Origin of the sequence: Scytonema sp. PRP1 (genome assembly GCF_036697665.2) — a bacterium.
In the GTDB taxonomy this organism is placed as follows: domain Bacteria; phylum Cyanobacteriota; class Cyanobacteriia; order Cyanobacteriales; family Nostocaceae; genus Kalymmatonema; species Kalymmatonema gypsitolerans.
This window is the reverse complement of the sequence record NZ_JBAHYJ020000016.1, coordinates 45,143-70,978: the sequence shown is the minus strand read 5'-3', so window position 1 is coordinate 70,978 and position 25,836 is coordinate 45,143. Positions and strand designations below refer to the sequence as shown.

Annotated in this window: 18 protein-coding genes and 1 pseudogene; 14 read left to right on the top strand and 5 right to left on the bottom strand. The window is 43.1% G+C overall.

The window, feature by feature from the left end; genetic code table 11:
* The first annotated feature begins 439 nt into the window (after positions 1-439).
* The 9 genes from V5G28_RS02730 to V5G28_RS02690 all read left to right on the top strand — a co-directional run bounded on the left by V5G28_RS02730 (position 440) and on the right by V5G28_RS02690 (position 10,382).
* Positions 440-1,456 carry a hypothetical protein gene (locus V5G28_RS02730; RefSeq protein ID WP_332996687.1) on the top strand — a complete coding sequence of 339 codons (1,017 nt, stop codon included), beginning with the start codon at positions 440-442 and terminating at the stop codon, positions 1,454-1,456.
* Positions 1,453-3,171, top strand: a complete 1,719-nt coding sequence (locus V5G28_RS02725; protein WP_332996685.1) for an ATP-binding protein — start codon at positions 1,453-1,455, stop codon at positions 3,169-3,171. The genes V5G28_RS02730 and V5G28_RS02725 overlap by 4 nt, the downstream gene beginning before the upstream one ends.
* A 38-nt stretch (positions 3,172-3,209) precedes the next feature.
* On the top strand, positions 3,210-3,653 hold the full coding sequence (locus tag V5G28_RS02720) for a metallophosphoesterase family protein (RefSeq protein WP_332996684.1): 444 nt from the start codon (positions 3,210-3,212) through the stop codon (positions 3,651-3,653).
* 357 nt (positions 3,654-4,010) lie between these two features.
* A complete protein-coding gene (locus V5G28_RS02715; RefSeq protein WP_442994203.1) occupies positions 4,011-5,246 on the top strand; it encodes an ISAs1 family transposase in 1,236 nt (411 codons plus the stop codon).
* Between the two features lie 8 nt (positions 5,247-5,254).
* The gene (locus tag V5G28_RS02710) at positions 5,255-6,022 is read left to right on the top strand and encodes a metallophosphoesterase family protein (RefSeq protein ID WP_336229533.1); all 768 of its coding nucleotides are present in this window, start codon (positions 5,255-5,257) and stop codon (positions 6,020-6,022) included.
* On the top strand, positions 6,009-8,642 hold the full coding sequence (locus V5G28_RS02705; protein WP_336229531.1) for an SMC family ATPase: 2,634 nt from the start codon (positions 6,009-6,011) through the stop codon (positions 8,640-8,642). Before V5G28_RS02710 ends, V5G28_RS02705 begins: the two co-directional genes overlap by 14 nt.
* 50 nt (positions 8,643-8,692) lie before the next feature.
* Positions 8,693-9,052, top strand: a complete 360-nt coding sequence (locus V5G28_RS02700) for an SbcC/MukB-like Walker B domain-containing protein (protein WP_336229530.1) — start codon at positions 8,693-8,695, stop codon at positions 9,050-9,052.
* A 163-nt stretch (positions 9,053-9,215) separates the two neighbouring features.
* Complete coding sequence (locus V5G28_RS02695; RefSeq protein ID WP_332996677.1) at positions 9,216-9,389, top strand: DUF2256 domain-containing protein; 174 nt, start codon at positions 9,216-9,218, stop codon at positions 9,387-9,389.
* A gap of 24 nt (positions 9,390-9,413) precedes the next feature.
* The gene (locus tag V5G28_RS02690; RefSeq protein ID WP_096570053.1) at positions 9,414-10,382 is read left to right on the top strand and encodes an isoaspartyl peptidase/L-asparaginase; all 969 of its coding nucleotides are present in this window, start codon (positions 9,414-9,416) and stop codon (positions 10,380-10,382) included.
* A gap of 62 nt (positions 10,383-10,444) precedes the next feature.
* Here V5G28_RS02690 and glmU read toward each other — a convergent pair whose 3' ends face one another.
* The 3 genes from glmU to V5G28_RS02675 form a co-directional block, all read right to left on the bottom strand.
* Entirely contained in the window at positions 10,445-11,815 is a 1,371-nt protein-coding gene (gene glmU, locus V5G28_RS02685; RefSeq protein ID WP_332996674.1) for a bifunctional UDP-N-acetylglucosamine diphosphorylase/glucosamine-1-phosphate N-acetyltransferase GlmU, read from the bottom strand.
* 88 nt (positions 11,816-11,903) lie between these two features.
* On the bottom strand, positions 11,904-13,112 hold the full coding sequence (locus V5G28_RS02680) for an HD domain-containing phosphohydrolase (RefSeq protein WP_442994202.1): 1,209 nt from the start codon (positions 13,110-13,112) through the stop codon (positions 11,904-11,906).
* A gap of 481 nt (positions 13,113-13,593) precedes the next feature.
* Positions 13,594-14,577: a tRNA (5-methylaminomethyl-2-thiouridine)(34)-methyltransferase MnmD gene (locus V5G28_RS02675; RefSeq protein ID WP_332996671.1), complete on the bottom strand. Its 984-nt coding sequence runs from the start codon at positions 14,575-14,577 to the stop codon at positions 13,594-13,596.
* A 217-nt stretch (positions 14,578-14,794) separates the two neighbouring features.
* Between V5G28_RS02675 and V5G28_RS02670 the strand changes: the two are divergent.
* Positions 14,795-15,639: pseudogene (locus tag V5G28_RS02670) on the top strand (sulfurtransferase).
* Between the two features lie 24 nt (positions 15,640-15,663).
* On the opposite strand, the gene V5G28_RS02665 reads toward V5G28_RS02670, so the two are convergent.
* The gene (locus tag V5G28_RS02665; protein ID WP_332996669.1) at positions 15,664-17,184 is read right to left on the bottom strand and encodes a hypothetical protein; all 1,521 of its coding nucleotides are present in this window, start codon (positions 17,182-17,184) and stop codon (positions 15,664-15,666) included.
* Positions 17,185-17,543: 359 nt separating this feature from the next.
* Here V5G28_RS02665 and V5G28_RS02660 point away from each other — a divergent pair, with 359 nt between their 5' ends.
* Positions 17,544-19,025, top strand: a complete 1,482-nt coding sequence (locus V5G28_RS02660; protein WP_332996667.1) for a FecR family protein — start codon at positions 17,544-17,546, stop codon at positions 19,023-19,025.
* A 716-nt stretch (positions 19,026-19,741) separates the two neighbouring features.
* On the opposite strand, the gene V5G28_RS02655 is transcribed toward V5G28_RS02660, so the two are convergent.
* A complete protein-coding gene (locus V5G28_RS02655) occupies positions 19,742-22,174 on the bottom strand; it encodes a serine/threonine-protein kinase (protein ID WP_332996665.1) in 2,433 nt (810 codons plus the stop codon).
* Between the two features lie 908 nt (positions 22,175-23,082).
* Between V5G28_RS02655 and V5G28_RS02650 the strand changes: the two genes are divergently transcribed.
* The 3 genes from V5G28_RS02650 to V5G28_RS02640 all read left to right on the top strand — a co-directional run bounded on the left by V5G28_RS02650 (position 23,083) and on the right by V5G28_RS02640 (position 25,835).
* The gene (locus tag V5G28_RS02650) at positions 23,083-23,325 is read left to right on the top strand and encodes a hypothetical protein (RefSeq protein WP_332996663.1); all 243 of its coding nucleotides are present in this window, start codon (positions 23,083-23,085) and stop codon (positions 23,323-23,325) included.
* 293 nt (positions 23,326-23,618) lie between these two features.
* A complete protein-coding gene (locus tag V5G28_RS02645) occupies positions 23,619-24,140 on the top strand; it encodes a LabA-like NYN domain-containing protein (RefSeq protein WP_041034447.1) in 522 nt (173 codons plus the stop codon).
* 93 nt (positions 24,141-24,233) lie between these two features.
* Positions 24,234-25,835, top strand: coding sequence for a 2-isopropylmalate synthase (locus tag V5G28_RS02640; RefSeq protein ID WP_332996660.1), 1,602 nt, complete (start codon positions 24,234-24,236; stop codon positions 25,833-25,835).
* The last annotated feature ends 1 nt before the right edge of the window (position 25,836 follow it).

Sequence of the window (25,836 nt, the reverse complement as noted above, 5' to 3'; positions counted from 1 at the left end):
AATCGCTGCGTCTGGTTACTGTTATGGCGTCTTATATAGTAGCAATCTACGTTGACCGCTTGAATCACATATTGATGGGTAAAGGGGGGCATCACACCCAGCAGCAATACCACTTTTTTAAGACAAAAGGTAGTTCTCAGTCCTAGGAATTTGTTACAGCAAGTCGTGATTGAACAGCGTTTCTTGCGTGTAGCCGATTTACGGGCTGAAATCCGGGCTGAGGGATGGCAGGAAATAGCAGCAAAATTTCACGTGCCGCACCTGAGAACCGCGTACCTTATTATCAAGCAAATAAGCTGTGATACTTATACGTATGCCATAATAAATTAAATTACTTAAATACTAACTGCACAGCAATATTCATGCCAACTGTATAGTAATAAAAATGACTCTGTTTGTGTTTAAAATTCTGAACTGGCGTTAGGAGGCAAAAAGCACTTTGTCCCTAGATTTCTGGAGAGAAAACAACTTTCGACTTGAGCCTTGGGGGAGTGACTATCAACCCCCAATTGACCTTGAAGAACTTTCGGAATCTTCGAGTGAAGTTGACCCCACCGTAGAAGCGGCAGACTGGAGTCAATTTAAAACGACAACACCAGCTGAATTACCCCAGCAACTGATTTTTATTGATGGTCGTCGCCGCATAGATGCAGCCCTTGTCGGTGGTAGTGGCAATACTGTTAATTACGGAGTCTTTGGCACTATTGCCGTTGGTGCAGTGGTTGTCAATAGAACGAAGCGCACCGCCACCTGTACCCAGTTCATCATCCGCCGGATTTTGGGATTTGGCGGCGACCAGGAAGCGCCACTGACGGACATTGCTTGCCCCTTTGGAAGCGGAGCGAAATTAGTCTACGAGCCAGTCGAGCCTTACTCACAAAATAATCCTGAAATCCGCAAGAATCTGGTTCAGAATGCCATGCTCAAGGCAGAAGCGACTCTGACAGCCCAACAGTGTGCCATCCAACCAGACACCTTGGTCATTTGTGACGGGCGACTGTCCTATAATTCGCCAAGTTTGACACTGGGCTACGTTAAGACGATGCACAAAAACTATTTGAGCGAACAATATGCAGCCCTGTTGTGGGAATTAAAACCAGGAGAGCGAACTCCTATCTTCTTAATCAAAGAACAAAACCGACCTCACTGGAGTTGGTATCTCAAATCTGGTAAATACCAAATCTACCCTCAAAATTTGGGATACCACGATTTGCACGGCATTGTTCGCTTGGAATTATCCAGCGAAATTCCTCTAGAAACAGCCCAAAAGATAGCTGACCAAACTACCTATCTAATTCCTGAATATGCCTCCCATCCTTACAAAGACCCCCGCGCACCGCAAAACCTTACCCCCGTTGGCGCACTCGAACGAGAACTGGGACGACACATGGGCGATACAAATCTCATCAAACGGCGCGTGCAACACTTTTTGGCTTCCTTAGGAGTTATGTCATGACCACTCCCATTGGCTATGTTCTTGGCACTCAAGAAGCTACTCCTCTGGAATTTTGGGTAGCAGTGTTACCAGGTCAAGTTTTGCGACTCGATGATGTCATAAGCGTGCAAACTCATCGACCAGATGGCGGCGAAATTGTTAATTTTTATGGCGTTGTGGATCATGTCCGCACTTTACATGAAGGAACACAGTTTGACACAGACACCTTCCTAGTTAAAAGTGGTAGTTTGCCAGTAAATGTTTCTTACGCTGCTCATATCCAGGTAACGCGAATTGAACCAGAGGAATACTTACCGCCGCAACCAGGAGACACTGTAAACCTGGCTGTGGATGAAGATTTAAAACGTGCTTTGCACTTTGACGGTATGGAAAAACGCATTCCCGCAGGGACGATGCGTAACAGTAGCCCAGCTTATCTGAACTATGAATTTATCGATGGTACAAAAGGCGCTCACGTAAATATTTCTGGAGTGTCGGGAGTTGCAACTAAAACTTCTTATGCCTTATTCTTACTCCAAGGAATTTTAACTTCTGCCGCTTTGGGTTCGCATCGTGCTAACACCAAAGCGTTGATTTTTAACGTTAAAGGAGAAGATTTATTCTTCCTAGATAAGCCGAATGCCAAACTCCGGGAAGAAGATTTTGCAGAATATCAAAAATTGGGAATACCCGCAGAACCTTTTAAAGATGTGCGTTTTTGTGCTTCCCCCAGGAAAACTAGCCATGATGTAGATCCGCACTTAGATCAACGCGCTGATAATATTTCAGTTTACCTGTGGAGTATCAGGGAATTATGCCGCGATCGCCTTTTTAGCTTCCTCTTTGCTGGGGAAGATTTAGAAAGAGGAAATTTGGGATTTTTGGTATCTGTGGTAGAGGAAAGGTTAGCACGGTTAGCAGAAGAAAATGATAGAAATGATAAAAAAGCTAACCGCAAGCCTGCAGTGCATTTAGACGTAGAACCGTTTGGCACATCAGAAAAAAAGCACATTAAAACCTTTAGGGATTTAATTGAGTTCCTAGAAGATAAGCTGGTAGAAAATGTAGACAATGGCTGGCTAGGGCGAAATGTTGCCTCCACTGCTGAGGCTTTGATTCGTCGCGTGTGGGGAGTTCGTGACGAAATGGGACACTTAATTCGTGGAGATTTGCCAGCAGAACAAATTGCTAAATATCAACTTGACCCCCTTTCACCAGCGCACCAACTTACCATTGTTGACATTAACAAATTACGAGGAAAAGCGCAAAAGTTTGTTGTTGGTGTTTTGTTACAAAAACTATTTTCAGAAAAAGAAAAACGGGGACAATATCCGGTAGTTTTTATAGTACTCGATGAATTGAATAAGTACGCTCCCCGTGAAGGGCGTAGTCCGATTAAAAACTTGCTGGTAGAAATTGCAGAACGAGGTCGTTCTTTAGGAATTATCCTTATCGGCGCACAACAAACAGCCTCAGAAGTCGAGCGTCGTGTTGTCGGACAAGCAGCAATTCGTGTGGTAGGTAGACTCGATTCAGCAGAAGCAGAACGCCCAGAATATAACTTTCTCACAGGCGCTTGTCGCAAGCGTTCATTACTGCTGAAATCCGGCAGTATGTTTGTCCACCAACCAGAAGTTCCTTCCCCACTTCTCGTGAATTTCCCCTTCCCTCCTTATGCTACTCGTGAAAGCGAAGTTGCAATAACTGAAGACGATGATGAGGACATTGAATTTTAGTGAGTGCCAAAATATAAAATCAAAAATATAAAATTAATATGCGTCTAATTCATACATCTGACTGGCATTTAGGAAGACGATTAAAAGGCGAAGACCGTACTCCAGAAATTGCCGCTACACTTGATGAATTGCTCAAACAAGCCAAAGAGCTACAAGTTGATGCTGTATTGGTAGCGGGTGATATTTATGATGTACCAAATCCACCGGCTGAAGCTGAACAAGTCGCCTATAATTTTTTTTGCAAACTCAAAGAAGCTAAAATTCCAGCAGTTGTGATTGCTGGCAATCATGACTCAGCCTTTCGCATCGATGGTATTGCTAAAATCCTGTCTTATATTGGAGTTCAGGCATTAGGTAGACCTCAGAAAGCGAACAAAGGCGGAGTGATTAATCTCGATACCCCTAGCGGTAAATTGTGTGTAGCTGCAATGCCATTTGCCTCAGAGCGAAGATTGTTGAAATATCAGGGTAAGCGCATCTAATTTTGTACTTAAAATCAATACCTTCGTCAAAAAAAAAGGATGAATAGCAGCTCAAACGCAAAACCTCGAATACTCGTTCCACGAGGCGAACCGGATGAGGCTTCGCTCTGATAGGCGGTGTCGGGAACGGGCTAGAAAGATTTCTTGTCTGGCTGTGCGGTGATCGCAGCCCGCCCCGACACTGCGCATACGCCGCCTATCAGCATCCGGTTCTTAAATGTAGCAATATGCTAAAAACAAAGGCTCCCCAACTGGCTCTTGGCGGCAATATGTTCGTAGTTAGATGATTTGAGTATTAAATGTGTTAGGTAGTAGGCTAATAAGCAAGGCAATTATCTTAACATTAGAGGCAGTCTCATGACATCAGGTTTTAAATCTCCTCGCCTACAGACGACAAAATCAAAAACCTTGAGTATAGCCCATGCGACTGCACTTACAGAACAGATGGAATTAGTTTTTAGCGAGATAGAAGACCCCCGTGCAGCAAGAACCCGTGCCCATTTACTCACAGATATTTTGATTATTGGAATACTGTCTGTAATTGCAGGAGGTAAGGGATGGGAAGACATGGAAAATTATGGGTTGAGTAAATACGATTGGTTGAAGCAATTTTTAGCACTGCCAAATGGTATGCCCTGTCCAGATACGTTTCGACGAGTGTTTGAACGCATTAACCCAAAAGTTTTTGAGCGGTGTTTCCAACGTTGGGTACAATCTGTAGTAGATACAGTAGGGGCGCAGGTAATTCCAATTGATGGTAAGACCCTCAAAGGTTCCTACAACAGACAACAGGGAAAATCGGCTTTACATTTAGTTAGTGCATGGGCAAGCGAGCATCGTCTTGTCTTAGGTCAAGTTAAGGTAACAGATAAATCGAATGAAATAACAGCAATTCCTGCGTTATTAGAATTGCTTGATTTAGCAGGATGTATTCTTACCATCGATGCAATGGGCACACAAACTGCAATTGCTGCGACTATTTATCATGCAAAAGCTGATTATGTTCTAGCGCTCAAAGCTAATCATCCCACACTTCATAGACAAGTTAAAGATTGGTTTGACCAGATAATTGCCCAAGGGTTTGAAGGCATTACTCATAGTTATGACGAACGGGTAGAAAAAGGGCATCACCGTACTGAAAAACGGCAAGTTTGGTGTGTTCCTATTTCTCAACTATCACCTCTATACAATCAAGATGATTGGGTCGGGCTTAAATGTGTTGTCATGGTTGTGCGGGTACGACATCTATGGAATAAAACTACGCGCGAAGTTCAGTTTTATCTAACTAGTTTGGACTGTGATGCTCGTAAACTGGGGCAGGCTATCCGTTTGCATTGGGGTGTTGAAAATGGGTTGCATTGGACAATGGACGTCACTTTCTCTGAAGATGCTTGTCGCATTCGTACTGGTCATGCACCACAGAATTTGGCATTGCTACGACGCATTGCACTTAATGCTTTGAATCTAGAGCAATCTTTGAAACGTAGCAATCGCCAAAAATCGAATCGAGCTGCTATGGATAATAATTATATGCTGACTATTCTTTCTGCTTGTTTCTTCCAATATGATGTCTCTAAATCCGCTTGTCAATAGCATTTGAGATGCGCTTACCCTGGTTGAAATATGAAGATTTGTGGACAAAAGATGATTTAGAACAACGTCAGCATTACCGCTATTGTGTTCAAAAAATCCTGAATGATTTAGCAAAGGGATTTAGGAATGATAGCGTCAACGTGGTGATGGCACACATGACGATTGAAGGTTCTAATCGTGCTTATTCAGAAGTAGATTACTATACGCGAGATACATATATTCTCTCTGCACAAATGCTGCCTACTGAAGCCCAGTATATTGCATTAGGTCATATTCACAAACCTCAGCAAATATCTAACGCTGCACCGACTTATTATTCAGGTTCTTTGATTCAAGTTGACTTTGGTGAAGCTGGCGAAGAAAAAGGATTTTATTTAGTAGATGTTGAACCGGGGCGTCCTGCTAAACCTGAATTTCAACCTCTCCCTTGCCAGAAACCTTTAAAAGTACTTAAATGCGATGAAGCTAACTTAGAAGAAACTTTAGAAGCGAATCGAGAACATCCAGGATTTTTGAAGGTCATTGTCGAGCTTAATACACCCAAAATCGGTTTAGCTGAAATGGTACGAAAGGTATGCCCGCAAACTTTGATAATTGAGCCTAAGTACCCAAAATCTGAACTCGAAAAGCGCGTTGAGTTACAAGAAGGCTATCAATTTGATTCTGTCCAAGAGTTTCGCCGCTATTACTTGCAGCATCAAGGAATAGAAGTACCAACACCAGTTTTAGAAGCATTTAAGCAATTACACCAGGAGATGAGTGATGCGATCGCTTGAATTATCCCTCGAAAATTTCACCAGTTTTCGCTCTCGCCAAAACCTGGATTTTTCCAACTTGGATTTATTTGCCATCACAGGACCAACTGGAGCAGGTAAAACTTCTCTACTTGATGCTATCACTTTTGCACTTTACGGTCATGTGGCGCGGTTTGGCAAGGATGCAAAAGCCAGCGAACTAGTAAGTCAAGGTAAGGAAAATCTCAAAGTCAGTTTCCGATTTTCAGTGCGGGGAGTAGAGTACAGAGTCAGCCGCACTTGGCGCAAACGTGGCAAAACCGATGAAAGTAAAGCACTATTGGAAGTTTTACAAAATGGGACTGAGGAAAAGTTAGAGACGAAAGAAAAAAGTGTCACCAAACGTGTTGAAGAAATCTTGGGAATGGACTTTGACACTTTTACCCGTGTGATTTTGTTACCGCAAGGTAAGTTTGATGAATTTATCAAAGGTAATAAGGCTAAACGCCGGGAAATATTGCGTGAATTGGCTAGTTTTGAAATTTTTGAAAGGATGCGAAAACAAGCTAACGAACAAGCGAAAATACTTAAAAATGAGTATGAACTCTTAGAACGCCAGCGAACTGAGTTACAACTACCCAGTGAAGCTGAGGTTGCACAGAAGGAACAAAATTTAACAACTATTGAGCAACAGCTACCCACTCTCAATAATGAAGTATTAAAAGCGCAGAAGGCACTGGACGAAGCTGAAGAACTGTTCAAAAATATAAGCCGTTTGGTTAGCTTGCAAGAAGAGTTAAATAACCTTCAGGCAAAAAGTGTCGAAATTGAGGATTTGAAAGTGCGGTTGCAGCAAGCTCGGGCTGCTGATAAAATTCAAGACCAATATACTTTGTTACAAGATGCGAGAAATAGGGAAAAACAAGCTCAAGCAGCTACTTTATCAGCACAAAAGCATCTAAATCAAGCCAAACAGGAATTGGAAAAGCAGGGATGCAAGCTGGATGAAGCCTTAGCCTATCAAAAAGAAATGGAACCTCAGTTCAAAACACAGTCAGAGGCTTTAAATTCTGCGAAAAATTATGACGAACAACAAAAACAGTATCAGTTAGAGTTAAAAAGAGCTAAGAAAAATCAGGCACAAAGGCAAGATAATTTAGATTCGGTAGCACAAGTATTAAATAATACTGAAATTAAGCTACAAGAGGCTGTTCAGCAGGCGGAAGAAGCTGAAAGTGCGATCGCTCAATATTCTCCAGGAGGGACGCGCCTAGAGCAACTACAGCAAGTTTCACCCCTACTTGTAAGTTGGGAATTAGTAAGAGAACAGACTTTAAAAAGCCGCCGAAAGCAGGAAAACACAACTTCAGAAAAGCAACAAGCTGATACCACTTGTCAAGATGTAGTTGTTAAGTTAGAACAAGCACGATTAACACTACAACAAAGGGAAAGACTATTACAAGAAGCAGAAAATGCTAATAATTTAGCCATTCAAAATAACCACGCAGCGGCATTGCGCCAGATTCTTCATGATGGCGATAATTGTCCAGTTTGTAACGGTACCTACCGGGAAGCGCAGTTACTACCTCTACCAGAAGTAGCAATAGTAGATACAAAAGAATTGCGTGAGCAAAAATCCACAGCAGAAAAAGCGCAAAAAGCCGCAGAAAAAGCGGTAACAAAAGCAGAAACTACACTGGATAATTTCAAGCAGAAAGAATTGGAATGTAGCCAAGATTTAGCAGCAAATGAGGCTAAATTAGCTGATTTGCAACAACAAATTAGCACAGTTTTGCAAACAGATTCTTGGGAAGTCAATGCACTTAAGCAAGAACTAAAGGCACTGCAAGAAAGTGATAACAAATATAATGAAGCTTTGGCGAAACAGAAAGATGCAGTGGCGTTGGTGCGAGAAAGTCAACAAGCTAAAGAATCTGCCAGCAATACTCATGATACAGCGTCATCAGAATTTGAAGCTGCTAAACAGGAAGTGAAACGTTGGGAACAACAGTTAGAGCAAGTTGAAATTAAACTTCATGAAATAACTGGTGGTCAATCTTACACAGATTTACTCTCAGCATTAGAAAAAGAAAAGCAGGAACTAGAGAAACGACTACAAGACGTTAATAAGTCTTATCAAACAGCCCAGACAAGTGTAATTCAGTATAAAACTAAAAACGAAGAAGCTAATAAAATTGCAGAAGAAGCGCGTATCCAAAAGGAACAGTTAGAAATAAATTGGCAAGCTACACTCCGCCGCGCAGAATTTACCGAAGAGAGTTTTATTTCAGCCCAAGCAGAGTCTGTACAGCAAACCAATTGGCAGAAAAAAATTACAGAATACTCTAATGTCAAAGTTAAGTTAGAAACTCAAGTTGAGGAAGTAAAATCCCAAATTGGAACACGTACAACCGATGAATCAACTATCAACTCTCTGGGTGATGCTAAGATAGCAGCTTTCCAACAATTCCAGCAAGCGCAAGACCAACGTGCTAACTTATTAGCTTGGGTGCATGATGCTAAATCCAAGCAGAAGCAAGCTGAAAAACTAGAGGCAAATTTATCTTTTGTCAAGGAGAAATCTCAGATTTATTCTACCCTTGCCCGGAATTGTCAGACAGATGAATTTCAAGACATATATCCTAGAGCATCTGGAGGCTGAGTTGGTAACTCGCGCCACAAATTTATTACAGGAACTGACTGATTCTCGCTATGCGCTTAAAGTTCAAGATGGGGAAATACTGGGTTGAGGATAATTGGAACGGTGGTGAGTTAAGGCGAGTGCAAACTCTGTCTGGTGGTGAAACTTTTGCTACTTCCTTATCTATGGCACTGGCGCTGTCAGAAAAACTGTCTATGGGTGCAGAATTAGGCAGTTTATTTTTAGATGAAGGGTTTGGGACTCTAGATGCAGACACGCTAGAAACAGTTTACCAAATTCTCGAATCTTTGCGACAGCAAGACCGATTGATTGGAGTGATTACTCATGTTAAGGCATTGGGAGAGCGATTGCCGCAAGTAAAGGTTCGTAAGTCGCCAGAGGGTTCAAGGCTAGAAGTTGAGATATTTTGAAGGAACGCGGCAGCCTTTTTGAGCAATGTAAGTTGTGATTAAAACTGATAATGAGGGGTTTCACCCCACAATAAGTTACAAAAATTACCCTTAGGGTGTAGCAAACTAGTTATAATTATCTTCCAAATCTCAGAAATCCAGCTCAGTTCTGTTGCTTAATAATATGGGACGTGCTCGTTCTAAATCTGACTTGCCTACAAAAATTTGTCCGGTATGTCAGCGCCCTTTTACTTGGCGCAAAAAATGGGCAGAGTGCTGGGATGACGTAAAATACTGCTCAGAACGTTGCCGTCGTCGCCGTTCGTCGGCTAAAGATGAAACCAATGAATGCCCGTAAAGGTACGGAGAAATAAATAAAGAGATGGAGATCAAGGTACAACCTAAATTAATTATTCATGGGGGGGCTGGTAGTTCTCTGAAGGGAAAAGGAGGAGTTGAGACGGTACGCCGTTCTCTCTACCAAATTATAGAGGAAATCTATTCTCTCCTAGAATCCGGAATCAGTGCAAAAGAGGCGGTTGTGCGGGGTTGTCAAATGTTGGAAGACAACCCCCGCTTTAATGCTGGTACTGGTTCGGTGCTGCAATCGGATGGTCAAATCCGTATGAGTGCTTCCCTGATGGATGGTGCATCCCAAAGCTTTAGTGGGGTAATAAATGTTTCACGAGTGAAAAATCCCATTGACTTGGCGATCGCTCTCCAATCCTCTCCTGACCGTGTACTCTCAGATTATGGCGCAGCCGAACTAGCGCGGGAGTTACAAATCCCTAGCTACAATGGCTTAACCGAGTTGCGGTTGCAAGAGTGGATACAAGAGCGTCAAGACAATTTTAAAAGAACAATGGCTGGAGTGGTAGCAGAGGCAGAACTGGTGGAAACCAGCAATGCCCGACGCGGTACGATTGGAGTCGTCGCCCTAGATACTGAAGGAAGATTATCTGTAGGTACTTCTACAGGTGGCAAAGGATTTGAGCGGATTGGACGCGTCAGTGATTCTGCCATGCCAGCAGGAAACTACGCGACACAATATGCAGCCGTTAGTTGTACTGGTATTGGAGAAGACATTATTGATGAGTGTTTAGCACCACGAATTGTGGTGCGCGTCACTGACGGTATGTCCCTCAAAGAAGCAATGCAGCGTACATTTGCGGAAGCACACGAACACAAGCGGGATTTTGGAGCGATCGCCTTAGATGCCAGTGGGGCGATCGCTTGGGGGAAAACTAGCCAAGCTCTTCTCGCCGCATACCACAACGGCGAGAAGATTGGTGATACCTTAGAAGTTCCCGTTGGAACAGAAATTGGCTGTGTATTCAGTCCAGAGTGCTGAGATGATAAAGGGTTGCAAGTGACTTGGCACTCACAACTCTGTTTCAACTCCCAATTCAGCACTCAGTCCTCTTTTGTGGACTCAGGACTCTTTTTGCGCCACCCTGGTTTCACAACTTGACGAGCACGGGCAATCACCAGAGAATCATCAGGGACATCTTCTGTAACCGTGGAACCAGCCGCCACGTAGACATCGTCGCCCAGCGTCAAGGGAGCAACTAAAACGCTATTGGAACCAGTTTTGGTGCGATCGCCTATCTTGGTAGGATGTTTTTTCACACCGTCATAATTGGCGGTAATTGTACCTGCACCAATATTGACGCGACTTCCCGCAGTTGTATCACCCAAATACGACAAATGAGCAACATTGGTGCGATCGCCCAACTTGGTATTTTTCAATTCCACAAAATTTCCCACACGACAGCTAGCACCCACTTCCACATCACCGCGCAAATGAGTATAGGGACCAACTTGGCTTCCTGCCTGCACGATGCTATTTTTTACCACAGAATACATCAGTGTGACATTTTCGCCTAAGTGGCTATTTTCAATTAAACTTCCCGGTCCGATGCGACTTCCTGTCTGAATCACTGTATTACCCCGCAAGTGAGTTTGGGGTTCGATAATCACATCCGGCTCGATTTCTACAGTGTCATCAATTGTAATACTTGCTGGGTCAATGAGAGTGACACCTGCTGCCATCCATTTTTCTTTGACTCGCTTTTGCAAAATCTCGTATGCTGTTGCCAGTTGCAAGCGGTCATTAATGCCCAGAATTTCTTGGTCATCCTCCAGATCCACCGCCATCACTGGTTCTATTTGACTGACGGCATCCGTGAGGTAGTATTCTTTCTGAGAATTATTTGCTTGTAAATGAGGTAGAACTTTTGCCAAATCGTGCCAACGGAAGCAGTAAATTCCAGCATTAACGCGGTTATTTTGTTTTTGACTTGGTGTGCAATCTCGATCTTCAACAATTTGTTGCACAATATTGTCACTATTACAAAAAACGCGTCCGTAGCCTTTGGGATTATCTAAGTGTGCGGTGAGGATAGTGGCGGCGTTTTGGTGCTGAGTATGAGTTTGCAACAGATTTTTCAGAGTTTCTGTGCGAAGCAAAGGGACATCGCCGTATAACACGAGTAAATCGCCTGTGTAGCCCTCTAGGTGGGGGAGTAATTGCTGGATAGCATGACCTGTCCCCAGTTGCACAGTCTGTTCGACAAACTCCAAATCCGGAATTGATTGCATGGCTGCTTGCACTTCAACAGCTTGATACCCAACAATCACGATTTGCCGAGTCGGCGAAAGCGGTTTGACACTGTCGATAACTCGTCCAATGAGCGATCGCCCACCCAAAGAATGTAAAACCTTGGGCAGGTTTGATTTCATACGTGTTCCACGTCCCGCCGCCAGAATTGCTACAACAACCATAATTTAGCTATGAGTGAATTGCTTTGAATGCGCCTGCTCGCTTTGAGTGTAGGCTCAATTTATACTAACGCGCTCAGAAACCCAAAACCTAACTCACCCATAATTGCCAATCTTGAAAAGAAGCAATAAACTCTGTAAACTGCTGCATTAGTCTAGGATTACGCCATCCTAAGGCTGTTTCTTCCGCCATCACAGCCAAGGCTTCTTCTAGTGTAAAAGCTCTTTTGTACGGTCGTTCGCTGATCAGAGCATCAAAAATATCTATTATTTGAAATACTTGCGCTAGATAAGGAATGTCGTCTCCTACAAGTCCATGAGGGTATCCAGAACCGTCCCAACGCTCATGATGGTGGCGGATAATAGGAATCACACCTCGTATGTTGCGTAGTGGCTGGCAGATTTTTTCTCCAATCAAAACGTGTTGCTTCATAATATCCCACTCTTGTGCTGTGAATTTGCCTGTTTTCAGCAGCACTGCGTCTGGAATACCCACTTTGCCGATGTCATGCAGATAACCCCCCCACATCAAATCCCGAATTTGGTTGTGTGTGAGATTGAGATATTCACCAAAAGCTTTGCCGAACTTCACCAGCCGTTCACAGTGATCCCCGGTTTTGGGATCACGGCTTTCAATTGCCCTTGCTATAGAAAACAGCACTTGTTCAGTGTGGTCTAACTCTTCATTCAGACGCTTTTGTCTCACTAAAGATTTTACCCGCGCCGTCAACTCCAAACGGTCAAAAGGTTTACTGAGAAAATCATCTGCCCCAACTTCAATTCCTCGAATGCGTGATCGCCTGTCATTTAAACCAGTAATAAAAATTATTGGGATGAGTCTGGTATGTTCATTCTGCTTAAGCAACTGGCACACCTGAAATCCATCCATGTCTGGCATCATTACATCCAGTACAATCAGGTCTGGTGCTTTCTGTGCTACCAGTTCCACAGCAGTAAAACCACTGTCTGCTTCTATGACTTCGTTACCTTCCATAGCTAAAACGGCGACAGTAGCCATCCGACTGGCTGCATGGTCATCCACCACTAAAATTTTAGGCGCATCACAATCAAACTCATTCACTATCAGACCTTGGGCTTGTACCCTTTTAGAAACGAATAAATCATGAATAGAATTAACAAGATCATTCATCAAACAAGGCGCGGTTTCAGCCTTTTGTTGCATCATGTCTTTGTTGGATAAATCCAAAGAATAACTTTCTGCATCTTTGCTGACGAAGACGTTCTTAAAACCAATAATATTATCTTTAGAGCCTGTATACTTGGTTTTCGATTCAACCACAAGCGTACTCCACTTTAGAAATTGTTAACAGTAGATTTTTTCAAGCATCTTGTGAGTACTTGACTTTATGCATACCTTGCTTTTTAAAGCTTTTACACAAAATTTCTCTGTTTTTTTGCCTAAAAAGTATAATTTTTCTACTTTTAGAGCATTGGAAATATTGCTGCCCTATTTTCCTTCCTGTTTTTCCGGCATGAGCAATAATTGCAAATCTTAAATCAGGTTTTTTACGGAGATTTATTCATATCAGATTCAAAAAAAATCTTTAACTGCCGAATTTTCTATCAAACTTAGGTGTATTTTGTTTAAAGTTGTAATTCTGAGATATTTAGTTATGCATCATTGCCGATCTCTTTATGCGAACCATCAAACTACGCTTATCACTAAGTAGCAGTGACCATTTACTTATCATAAGGTGATGTGAATCACAAAAAATCATTGCCCAAGATTATAGAATTAACCGAAAAAATAGTAACAAATGTTACAAAACTTCTAGTAGACTTTTCGATAACCATCTTTTGCGCCAACGAGAGGTAGGCTCTAGGAAAGAGGCTTGTTGCTCTTGTTGTCGTCGTCTCAAAATCACATCAGCAGTATCGCATAATTGTGGATCGCGATAAGCAATGGCAGCACGCGTGAGTAAATGTTCGTGTTCAGCCTGGGAAAGCGGCGGAAGCACAGATGAGGGAGATGAGGGAGTGAGGGAGTGAGGGAGTGAGGGAAATGAGGGAGAAATTCGTTGCTCCCCTACTTCCTGCGCTTCCCCTACTCCCCCAACTCCTTGATGTCTGGCTACAGTACCGGGTGTTTTTCTTCCCACTGGTGGTGTAGAGCCTATTTCTAGCCCAGCTGCTAAAAGAGCCGTACGTACAGCAGCAGCGCAGGAATAAGTCGCAAGTAAGCCAGATACATCTAAACTCATAGAAAGTTCTTTGATAAATTCAACAGTCCATAACTGAGGACAATGAGGCGGTGAAAACGGATCGAGAAAAATTGCATCAGCCTGAAAACCTGAGTCGTTCACAAACTTAATCGAGTTTCTCGCATCGCCAATGAATAAGGTTGCTTTGAGACGGTGTTGCAGCACTTGATGGTTAAAGGCTAACTGAGTCAAAATTTGGGTATATTCGTATCCCCAGTTGTCGAATAAGCCATGGGCGATCGCAGCTTGTGGTACAGCAGCATTCATTTCTAAACCAATGACTTCTACATAACAATTCGGATTAACTGCCCAAATGGCTTGTAAAGCAGCCGCTGTATTGTATCCCAACCCATAACAAACATCCAACAGCCGCAACGTTGGTTTGTTTGCTCTTCCTTGCAATTGAGTAGGACCAACAAACTTGAGAAAACTCTCTTGACGCGCTCCATAATGGCTGTGGAACGACTCGCCAAACTCATGAGAAAAAAAAGTGAACGACCCATCTGCTGTTGGCTTAGGTGTAAAATTGTCTAAGTCTGACATAGTAATAAAGACTAGTGGTCTATCGCATTAATTGTAATGGGTTACAAGATCCCCGACTTCTTAAAGAAGTCGGGGATCTGACCCCTAGGACATATCAAAATTAATCACATAAACTACTAGTCAGTGATTAGTAGGAATCGAACAACTAACAAATGTACAGACGCTTTCATTCAGCGCGTCTCTACAACTAATAATTACAAATTACCAGCTTTAGTTTATGACCGACAGCCTTTTCGTTGTTTCTTGTGAGTGGCTATTTAAACATCTTGACGAACCGCAAGTTGTTATAGTAGATTGTCGCTTTTCTCTCGCTGAGCCACAACTAGGACGACAGCAATACCAAGAAAGTCACATCAAGGGAGCATATTACCTAGACTTGAACCAGGATCTTTCTAGTCCCGTAGGAGAACATGGAGGAAGGCATCCTTTACCCAACCCTATTGAATTAGCTGATAAGTTATCAGCAATAGGGGTGAATTCCCAAAAAATCGTTATAGCTTACGATGACTCCCGCCTTGCATTTGCATCTCGTTTGTGGTGGCTATTGCGTTACCTCGGACATGACCAAGTAGCGGTGCTGGATGGAGGGTTTTCTGCTTGGAAAAAAGCTGAATATCCCGTGACAAATATTATTCCTGAAACTAAAAGGCGACTTTTACCCCTAATCTACAATCACAAATGGTAGTGGATATTTCGATAGTGAAAAGTCGCAAAGATTCACAACAGGTAGCGTTGGTTGATTCACGAGAAAGAGAGCGTTATTTAGGGATAACAGAACCAATTGATAAAATCGCTGGTCATATTCCTGGAGCCATAAACTATCCTTGGCAACAAGTAACAGATTCCTCCGGCTATATACTTCCACAACAACAGCAACAAGAGCGATGGTTGGAATTGGAAAATCCAAAGGAAATTTTTGTCTATTGCGGTTCTGGCGTGACTGCTTGTGTGAATTTACTTTCCTTAGAGATGGCTGGCATTCACACGGGTAAACTGTATGCTGGTAGCTGGAGTGACTGGATTAGTTATTTAGGTGAGGACGAGGAACTAAGAACTGGGTGAATTTGCTATCGCTCATGACTGATTTCAAAATCGACCTAATTCCAAATTGTAATTAACACTGAAGAACCAGCCATCAAAATCAATATTTCTGTCAGTTGAACCACCGATGGTGAGACCTCCCTGCAAGCTAAGATTTGTGTAGTTGGATATTCCGTAAGTTAAGTGACCATATAACCGATGGTACAGGTCTTCTCTCTGGCGTCGGGTAAAGTCTGAGAAACCAAGCTGGTAGTCAAGACCAACTTGGAGGGATTGTTTTAAGTAGTAGTTCAAAGAAATCCACACAGAATGAATGACTCGATCGCGGTTCTCTTCTTTACTGGGAGGGTCAGTCAAACTTAGACGGAATTCGTAGAAGCTATCTAACATTAATTTGGGTGTGAGGGGATCTCGTCGTCCCAAAGACACACGGAAGGAATTTTCATTTAAAAAGCGATCGCCTGCGTCAAAGTTACTGCCATTTCTGGCATAGAACAACTGTTGATTGATCCATCCAATTTCACCGTACATTCGCGGTGATAGCTGCTGGTAAACTCCAACGTTGAATCTCAGTTGGTTGTAATTGTATTTTGATTGATTGATGTAACGAATCAGGTTGCCATTAATTGATGCATTCAAATAAGTTTTGCTTCCTAAGGCTAAAGGCGCAGAGGCTAGTGTGAGTCCTGAGTAAATTAAGCCATCTTCTATTGGATTTACTTTCGAGGAAAAAATGTTGTTTGTATGGAAATAGCCAACATGAGCCTGTAGGTTGCCTATAGGTTTAGGCTGAGGCTGAGGAGGCGGTGGGGGTTGTTGCTGTTCTAGTGGTCGTTCCTCTCGCAGCAGCACTGTTCCTAGTTCATTATTGCTAGTTCCCTCTTGCGGCGGTTGCTTGTTCTCTTGCAACCGTTGCAATAGTCTTTGCAATCTTTGTGCGTTATCTATTTCAGGTACTTGCAAGCGTTCCTCTAAGGGTGGAGAGAGAGGATTGGGGAAATCGGCTGGCTGACCTTCTAATTGTGGTGGGTTATTCGGTACAGAAGGTTGGGGTGGTGGTGCGGTTGGCGGCGCTGGCGCGGGTTGGGGTGGTGGTGCGGTTGGTGGTGCTGGTCCGGGTTGGGGTGGTGGTGGAGTTATATTTTGTTCCGGTGGTGGAGGTGGTGGCGGAACCGGATTTTGTTCGGGTGGTGGAGGTGGTGGCTCTGGCGGAGTCTGCGAATATAAACTTGGGGTCTTAGTATAAGCACTTGCCAAGTAGGCTGAGGAGCCACAATAGTTAGAAGAGAAGCCTTCTTTTCGCTGTGACTCTCCCCCTGCTTTTTTACCAAAAATTGTTTTATCTACTTCTTGGCGAGATGTTTTTTGCTCACGCTCTTGGCACAATTGAGCAAGTACCCACGCAACCCCTAAAGATGGTATGGTTGATACTAGGTCATCTTCAGTAATTGATAGGTCTGTATTCGCAGCCTGCGCCGCATCTACCTTCTTGATGCAAAACAAGTTTGCACTACTAGAAGCTAATACAATCCAAAAGAACAAATTTATCCAGCCCTTGGGTTGCATATTTAATCTTTTTTGGCAAACGTAGATTCACGGACTGTGCTAAAAGTTCCAAGAAAAAATATTAAATTTCTAAGAAACTTTAGCCACAAGATGTGGTAAATGTACCTAATTTTTTTAAAGAGTAAAAAAATTATGAAGTATATACTATGGTATCCAAAAAACTGATTTTTCTTAAAAGAAACTTAAATCATGCAGATACAGTAGAATCACGGCCTTTCTAGACAAAAGTATTAGTACAACTTAAGCAATTTTACGTACGGGAATAAAGTTGTTATAACAGATAACAGGCTTAAGCCGTAAACATCAGAACCTGTTCTCAACTGGTTTGGTATCAATGAAATTATCCGAGGCTCCAAACGATGTTTCGCAAGTTTTTTTTACTCGTAGTAATTAGTTTATGGGGAGCTGTTGTGCTGCCGCTGCCAAACCGGGCAGATGCTACAACTCCTCTGACTCTTGCTGTCATTCAGAATCTCCGCAATTTGGTACAACTGATGCCGCAAAACCAACCAAATCGTCAGGCACGCAAATCGGATGCTATGAGTCCTGGGGATGGGTTATCCACTGGGCGATCTGCCTTAGCAGACTTGCGTTTTAACGACGGTTCTTTGGCTCGCATAGGAGAACAAGCAGTCTTTCGATTCTTACCAAAGACAAGAAATTTCAACCTGACGACTGGGACAGTGCTGCTGCTCATTCCACCAGGAAGGGGGCAAACACGTATAAATACGCCAAATGCAGCAGCAGCAATTCGCGGTTCAGCATTATTTGTACGCTACGACGAGAAAACTGACACTACCCTTGTCGGCGCACTGACAAACAGCGGCATTCAAGTTTCTAACAAGGATGCTTCTCAAAAACAGGAGCTAGAAGCAGGGCAAGTGATAATTATAGTTAAAGATAAATTTAAGGGCTTATACGATTTTGATCTGAGAACTTTTTATGAAACGGGTGAGCTGGTTAAGGGGCTAGATCTGACTTTAAAACAGGGTGTACCGAATTCAGATCCGGCGATCGCCAGCGTTCAAGCTGAAACTGCTGCAGCTGTAGCTGCACAGCCGCCACTCACTGGTCAAGATATTGTTAAAAACCCATCTTTTGGAAAGCCAACGACGACGACTTCCCCAAATTCATTAACTAACAACATTATTAGAAACAATTCCCCAGTTGGCACCTTGCTCGATACAGGACAAGTCGTATCAAACACTGCTGCACAATCTGACAGAAAAAATTCCAATCCACCGCCATCAGTCGTCGTCACACCGCCGCCAGTCGTCACACCGCCAGTCGTCACACCACCAGTCGTCACACCACCAGTCGTCACACCACCAGTCGTCACACCACCAGTCGTCACACCGCCACCAGTCGTCACACCACCAGTCGTCACACCACCAGTCGTCACACCACCAGTCGTCACACCGCCAGTGACAACACCACCAGTGACAACACCACCAGTGACAACACCACCAGTGACAACACCACCAGTGACAACACCACCAGTGACAACACCACCAGTGACAACACCACCAGTGACAACACCACCAGTGACAACACCACCAGTGACAACACCACCAGTGACAACACCACCAGTGACAACACCACCAATATCAACAGTGGAACCACCTACTCCTGCTAACCCGTCATCACCCCCAGTGACACCACCTACTCCGGCAAACCCGTCACCACCCCCAGTGACACCACCGCCAACATCAACAGTGGCACCACCTACTCCTGCTAACCCGTCACCACCGACAGTGACACCGCCTACTCCGGCAAACCCATCAGCGCCAGCCACAAATAGTCAACCTTTACAGCCAGCTCCGGTCATACCTAGCACATGAAATCAACTTCTTGACACTCCGAGCGCCTAAAGGCATGGGGATTCCTGCTTCATTGGGAGTTCTAAACAAGCGGACGAATCGACTCTTTCAGATTACTTTACCCGAAGCCGCGCTTGCACCGACTGCCCGACCGCACTGAGGCTATTTCTTAAGCTTTTCTAACACTCCCACATTTGTACAAGATTTTGGGATTATTGCCCCCAGGGTTGGTGGCTCAGGAGTTGTCCACTCGACCTACTAAGCTTTTTATATGTGCGCATTACCGCTAAAAAGCACTTTAGCAGCAACCTACACACAATTGCAATCTAAAAAGACAATTGACAAATATAAAGCCGCCCTTCTAGGGCGGGGCTTTAAACCCAAATTTTCGGTAATATTAAGTCCCGTTAATAGTCATCCATTGTCAGTTATCCTCTGTTCGCTAATTTGATCATTAGGTTTCTTGCAAAAATCTGGTGATGGGCTATTTGGAACCGCAAATGTACAAAGCATTGGACTCAGACAAATACAAATGTTTATCTGTGTCCATCTGTGTTTATCTGTGGTATTACAGCGCTTTCGTGTAATAATTAGACCTCTCCAAAAAATAATGTAGAGTGCCATGGCAGGTCTCTACAAGGGTTGTAGAGAACGCACAATTCATTTCAGCAGATGTGTATTCTGTGTTCTGCGTTCTTCTTCAATTTTGCAACGCCCTATTTTTGCCGCTTCCAACCCTACTTTGTAGAGGGAGGAAAATCCTTACGGTCTTTTATTGAATTTTTATAATAAGTTGGCAGTATAGATGTGGAGGAAGTTTGTGCTGTGTTCTCAGATATTCCAGTCCAAGGTGTGGTGGCAATATCTGGCTCTTCTAAAGAAACAGCATTGAGTGATGAGTCGTCCTTGGGCAAAGTTTGTGTGTACTCACCAACTAACTCTTGCAACGCCTGAAGAGCTGCAGATGCAGATTGATAACGTTGTTGGAAGTCTTCCCGCACCATTTTACTGAGAATGTTGGATAAGGAGTGGCTCACGTATGCTTTCTCAACCCATTTCAGTTCTCCATTAACATCTCTTTCTATCTCGTGGGGAGCCATGCCAGTTAACGCTTTTATACCAATCATGCCGACTGCATAGATATCACTACTATATTGTGGACGTCCGTAGCACTGCTCGCTAGGTGCATAACCCCTAGTACCAATCCCAATAGTAAAGGCAGTTTGCTCTGAATTATCCACCACTTGTGTAGTGACTTCTTTAACGGCACCAAAGTCAATGAGTACCAGCTTGCCGTCTGATTCTCGTCTTATGATGTTGCTGGGTTTTATGTCCCGGTGAATAACGCTATTGTTGTGGACAAATGCCAATGTTTGCAATAAGTCCCGTAAAATCTCGATGACTGCTATTTCATCGAGCCGTTTACCTGATGGCGTTTCCTGGCTGAGAGCATGACCAACTATATATTCTTGAATTAAATAAAATTCTTCTTCTTCTTCAAAATAAGCTAAAAGCTGTGGTATTTGTGTGTGAGTTCCTAGTTTTTGGAGTGTTTGAGCCTCTGAAGTAAATAAACGTCTGGCTACTGCTAACTGCTCTGGTTTACTATTAGCTGGTTTTAGCTGCTTAACAACACACAAAGGGTTGCCCGGAAGTTTGGTATCTTCAGCAATGTAAGTTTCGCTGAATCCACCTGAACCGAGAACTTTAACAATTCTGTAGCGTCCGTCCAGGATTTTTCCTGATATTGCCATCTCCCTTTGCTGTAGCAAGTCTTTGAGATCGTCCTGCTGGCTGAGAATCTCTTGGACAACACGGTGAGAGGAATATTTCTGAAAAATATCGAGCAATTGGCTTTTTCTGATGATCTCCCTAGCCATTTCTGTTCCTAGGTAACATACCCCGATAGTGGCGATCGCTACCATAGGTATAGCTGTAGGTAAGATGAACAAACCGTAGACAAAGGTAAAATAGCTGATTCCTCCCCAACTCATGGCAAGGGCGATACTAGAGAAAAATCTCGTCGCACCTCTTTTTCTTAAGCCAATTATTACCCCACATCCACTCACTAAAAAAAGCACAAATAAACCGCGCCCTTGTGGATTGGGAATTGCTTGCGCGATCGCTTTATTTTGCATTAAAGTTGCGATCGCATGGGCGTGAACTTCCACCCCTGACATTCGCTGTGGATGCCACCAACTGCTAATCGCTGCAACTGGATGATAATCGTCCCCCTGACCCGTCTTAGCTGTTGCTCCAATCAGCACAATTTTGTCCTTAAAAAACTTTCCCTGCTCCAAATAGGTGTTCCAGTTTTCCGGGTCGAGAACGTACCAAAACGGAATTTGCTCAAATGTCCCTGCTGGTCCGTAAAAATGTATGTGATCGCCCTTTGGTGGTGGATAATTCACTTGGGCTGCTCTCAAAACTGCTTCATCAAAAGAAAGCATTTTCACCGTTAAAGCATCTTCACCTACAAGCTTGGAAAACTCACCCGATAATCTGTGAATTTTGCCATCTACCTCTAGAGGGAAATTTACAGTACCAATGGCGACAGACCCAGTGCGAAACATCTGCTGGGGCTGTGTCAATTGCATGAGCATGCCTTGGGGTGTTTCAGAATTTTCGTAGAGTGCAGCCAGAGTCACTTGGCTTCCATAGCGTTCCAATGAGGAGCGCAACTTTTCATCGTCCTGCGATCCGTAACTACTTGGTGTATCAAAAACTATATCCAAGGCTACAGAACGTGCCCCTGCGTTGATCAACTTCTCAATAACTTGGGCGTATGCAGCACGTTTAAAGGGAAAAGCTTGCAGCGGTTCAAAAAAAGCATACTCTTTTGGATCTGTTTTATAATACTGCTCACCTACTGATATCGACTGTTCATCTATTGCCAGAATCACGATATCTTTTGGAGGATCTACGGGCCCCTGTAATAGATAAAATGTGCTTTGAGCTTGACTTTCCATGAATTTAGCCAAGTTCACACCAGAAGTTGCCAGTAGTGCTGCACCCACTGCTGCAACACCAGCCAGTAAATGACCCAAGTGAGCCAATCGCTTTGACCGACGTGCCGATACCGTCGAAGTCGCTTTTGTAGGGTTCTTTAACGCTCGATTGGCAGCAGAGACGTTTTTTTTGGTGAATGTAGATGTAGGTTCTTCTGCCATATCGTATTAGTGATTAATTTACCTTCAACGCCTTTATTTACACACTCTTGAAGTGCCACACAGTTGAAATTAGATTGAAATCAAAAACTTATACATTTGTAAACTATTTTGTCTGACTTCCCAAATGTCCGGAAACAGTTTTGAGTACCGAGTGTTAAGTGTCTAGTGCTTAGTAGTATGCAGAAAATTTGGAAAAAGTGACTCGGCACTGATTGCTCAGAAGTTTGGACTTTAACGCTCTGACATGAGTCAAGCACTAACCTTACACGGTAGATGTCGCCGTAAATGCACCGAAGGCAGTTCTTCTTAGGTGGGACTTGACAACAGTCGATAATTGTTCATTCTTTCCCGCAGATGGGATAAACAATGTGCTACAGAGCAAAAAACTTTGCAAGTATCATTTGTACAGCATCTTGTCGTAGAACCTCGTATTGTCATAAAACCCTGTAAATACCCAAAGGTCTGCTTCCCAAAAGGGAGAGTAGGGTATGACATAATAAGGTACGCAACAACAGACACTACCTAACCTCTTGCCTAATTTAACTCATAATAGTTATTATTTCACGGACAAACAAGTTACGGCTAGTTAATTTTGCCACCACAGGTGCATTTTTATTTTACCTAAGGGGTACGCTTTATTTAAAAAGCAAAGTGCCATGCTACGGGTCTTTGCCTCCGCTTCGCAGATGACGCCTAACAAAGAAGCGCCCTCCAGAGTTCTTGAGAGCAACGTAGTGTCGTGAGCAGGGTGGTGAGACGAGCAGTTCTCAAAGGAGGGAAACCCTGCACGAAAAACTGCGGTGCGAATCACGACTTTCAGTGAACTCAAGCGCGATCGCCTTCACCGTCAGGAGAAGGGCTTCTTGCACAGTAAGGTAAAGTAGGGTAGGCTCAGCAAATTGACCGCTTTGAACAATATAAGCGGAACTCTACAACAGACGCTTTGTGCAGCTGTTACGAATGCTCTGTTGCATCCTACTGTTGTTAAAAATGTTAAGAAAATTTATAAATGTGCGATCGCCTTTAAGGGTAGTGCGCTTCTCGCTATCCCCCTTTGGAGCATCGCCAACGCGGGTGTGTGCGTACGCTTAAACCCGGTGATCTGCACCATCGCTTGTACGCTATCGTTGACCTATTCCATACCTCTTTAGGAGTAAAGTTGACTGATACGGAGCTAAGAATGCTGTTAATGAGTCAATTTTATTGGTAGATTTTGATCACAGGGGCGGCAGAGCCCGCTAAGAGAGAAAAAAGTTAGCACTATTAGAGAGGAGGAGAGCTACTACTTATCATATTTGAGTTAATTTTCTGAGATGCGCTCTTGTTAGATAAAAGCTATATATGACAAGATAATTTATAGAGATTAGCAAACTTATTATTTTATAATTGCTATAATCTATTGTTCAATCTAAATTTTTTTTATATTATTAGGTGTAACTTTACTATGGGTTCTCCGATGAATCGTCTGTCTATTTTTGTAGACGGAAACAATATGTTCTATGCTCAACAAAAAAATGGCTGGTTTTTTGACCCGCGAAGAGTCTTAGAATATTTTAGACACGAACAATCAGACACAACCTTAACTAATGCTTTCTGGTACACTGGCTTAAAAGACCTACAGGATCAGCGAGGATTTAGAGACGCTCTAATTAGTCTAGGTTATACAGTCAGAACTAAAATTTTAAAAGAATATTATGATGATTCATCTGGTCGGTACTCGCAAAAAGCTAATTTAGATATAGAAATTGTTGTAGATATGTTTAATACAGTAGATCAGTACGACCGAGTTGTTTTATTTAGTGGAGATGGAGATTTTGAAAGAGCAATAGAACTGTTACGAGGAAAAAATACTCATATTACAGTAGTATCAACAGAAGGAATGATAGCTAGAGAACTACGTAATGCTACTGATAGATATATAGATTTGAATGATATTCGGGATCGAATCGAAAAAGTAGATTCTTAAGTAATCTTAGCAATTATTTACAAAGATAAGCGCAAAAAAAATAAGGTAGAAGGTATTTTAAATCACAAGTAAAAAGTCAACAACAAGGCGCAAATGAATACCAAACCAGAGCGAATAATTATCTTTGACACGACACTTCGAGATGGCGAGCAGTGTCCGGGAGCAACACTGAATATAGATGAAAAACTCACTATCGCTAAGCAACTGGCGCGTTTGGGTGTAGATATTATTGAGGCAGGCTTTGCCTTTGCCAGCCCTGGAGATTTTGAGGCTGTGAGCAAGATTGCCCAAATTGTGGGGACAGAAGATGGTCCAGTGATTTGCTCTTTGGCAAGAGCGCGACAAGAAGATATAAAAACAGCAGCCCAAGCAATTAAGCCAGCCGCAAAAGGGAGAATTCACACCTTTATTGCGACAAGCGATATTCACCTTAAGTACAAGCTGAAAAAGACAAAATCAGAAGTTGTGGCGATCGCTGAAGAAATGGTGGCTTACGCCAAAACCTTCACTGATGATATAGAATTTTCTCCGGAAGATGCTGGACGTTCCGATCCAGAATTCCTTTATCAAGTATTAGAGCGAGCGATCGCCGCTGGGGCAACAACAGTTAATATTCCTGATACTGTGGGTTATACTACCCCAAGTGAATTTGGAGCGCTTATTAAAGGCATTAAAGAAAACGTTCCTAACATTGATCAAGCAGTTATTTCTGTTCATGGACATAATGATTTAGGCTTGGCAGTTGCTAACTTCCTAGAGGCTGTGAAAAATGGAGCAAGGCAGTTAGAATGTACTATCAATGGTATTGGTGAACGTGCAGGAAATGCAGCACTAGAAGAATTGGTCATGGCTTTGCACGTCCGGCGGCAATATTTCAACCCCTTCTTAGGACGTTCAATTGATTCGGAAGAACCTTTAACAAATATTGACACCAAACAAATTTACAAAACATCTCGTCAAGTTTCTAGCTTGACAGGAATGCTAGTCCAACCAAATAAAGCAATTGTCGGGGCGAATGCCTTTGCTCACGAGTCTGGAATTCACCAAGATGGGGTCCTGAAAAATAAGCTCACCTATGAAATAATGGATGCCCAACTCATTGGATTAACAGAAAATCAAATTGTTTTGGGCAAACATTCAGGAAGAAATGCTTTCCGGACTCGCTTGAAAGAATTGGGCTATGAACTAACAGAAACTGAATTAAATAAAGCATTTGTTAGATTCAAAGAAGTAGCGGATAAAAAGAAAGAAATTTCCGATTGGGATTTGGAAGCCATTGTTAATGATGAAATCCAACAAGCTCCCGATTTGTTCCGTTTGGAATTAGTGCAAGTTTCCTGCGGTAGCAACGCCCGTCCTACTGCAACAGTTACACTCCGTACTCCAGAAGGAGAAGAATTGATTGATGCAGCGATTGGTACAGGACCGGTGGATGCGGTTTATAAAGCCATCAACCGTGTCGTTAATGTACCCAACCAATTGATTGAGTTTTCTGTACAGTCAGTCACAGCAGGAATTGACGCAATTGGGGAAGTGACTATCCGTCTTAAGCATGAAGGTAGAGTGTTTTCCGGTCATGCGGCAAATACAGATATCATTGTGGCATCAGCTCAGGCTTACGTGAATGCACTCAATAGGTTGTATGGTGCTTTGCAAAATACACCGCAGCAACAGCAAGTCGGTGCAAGTAATTAAT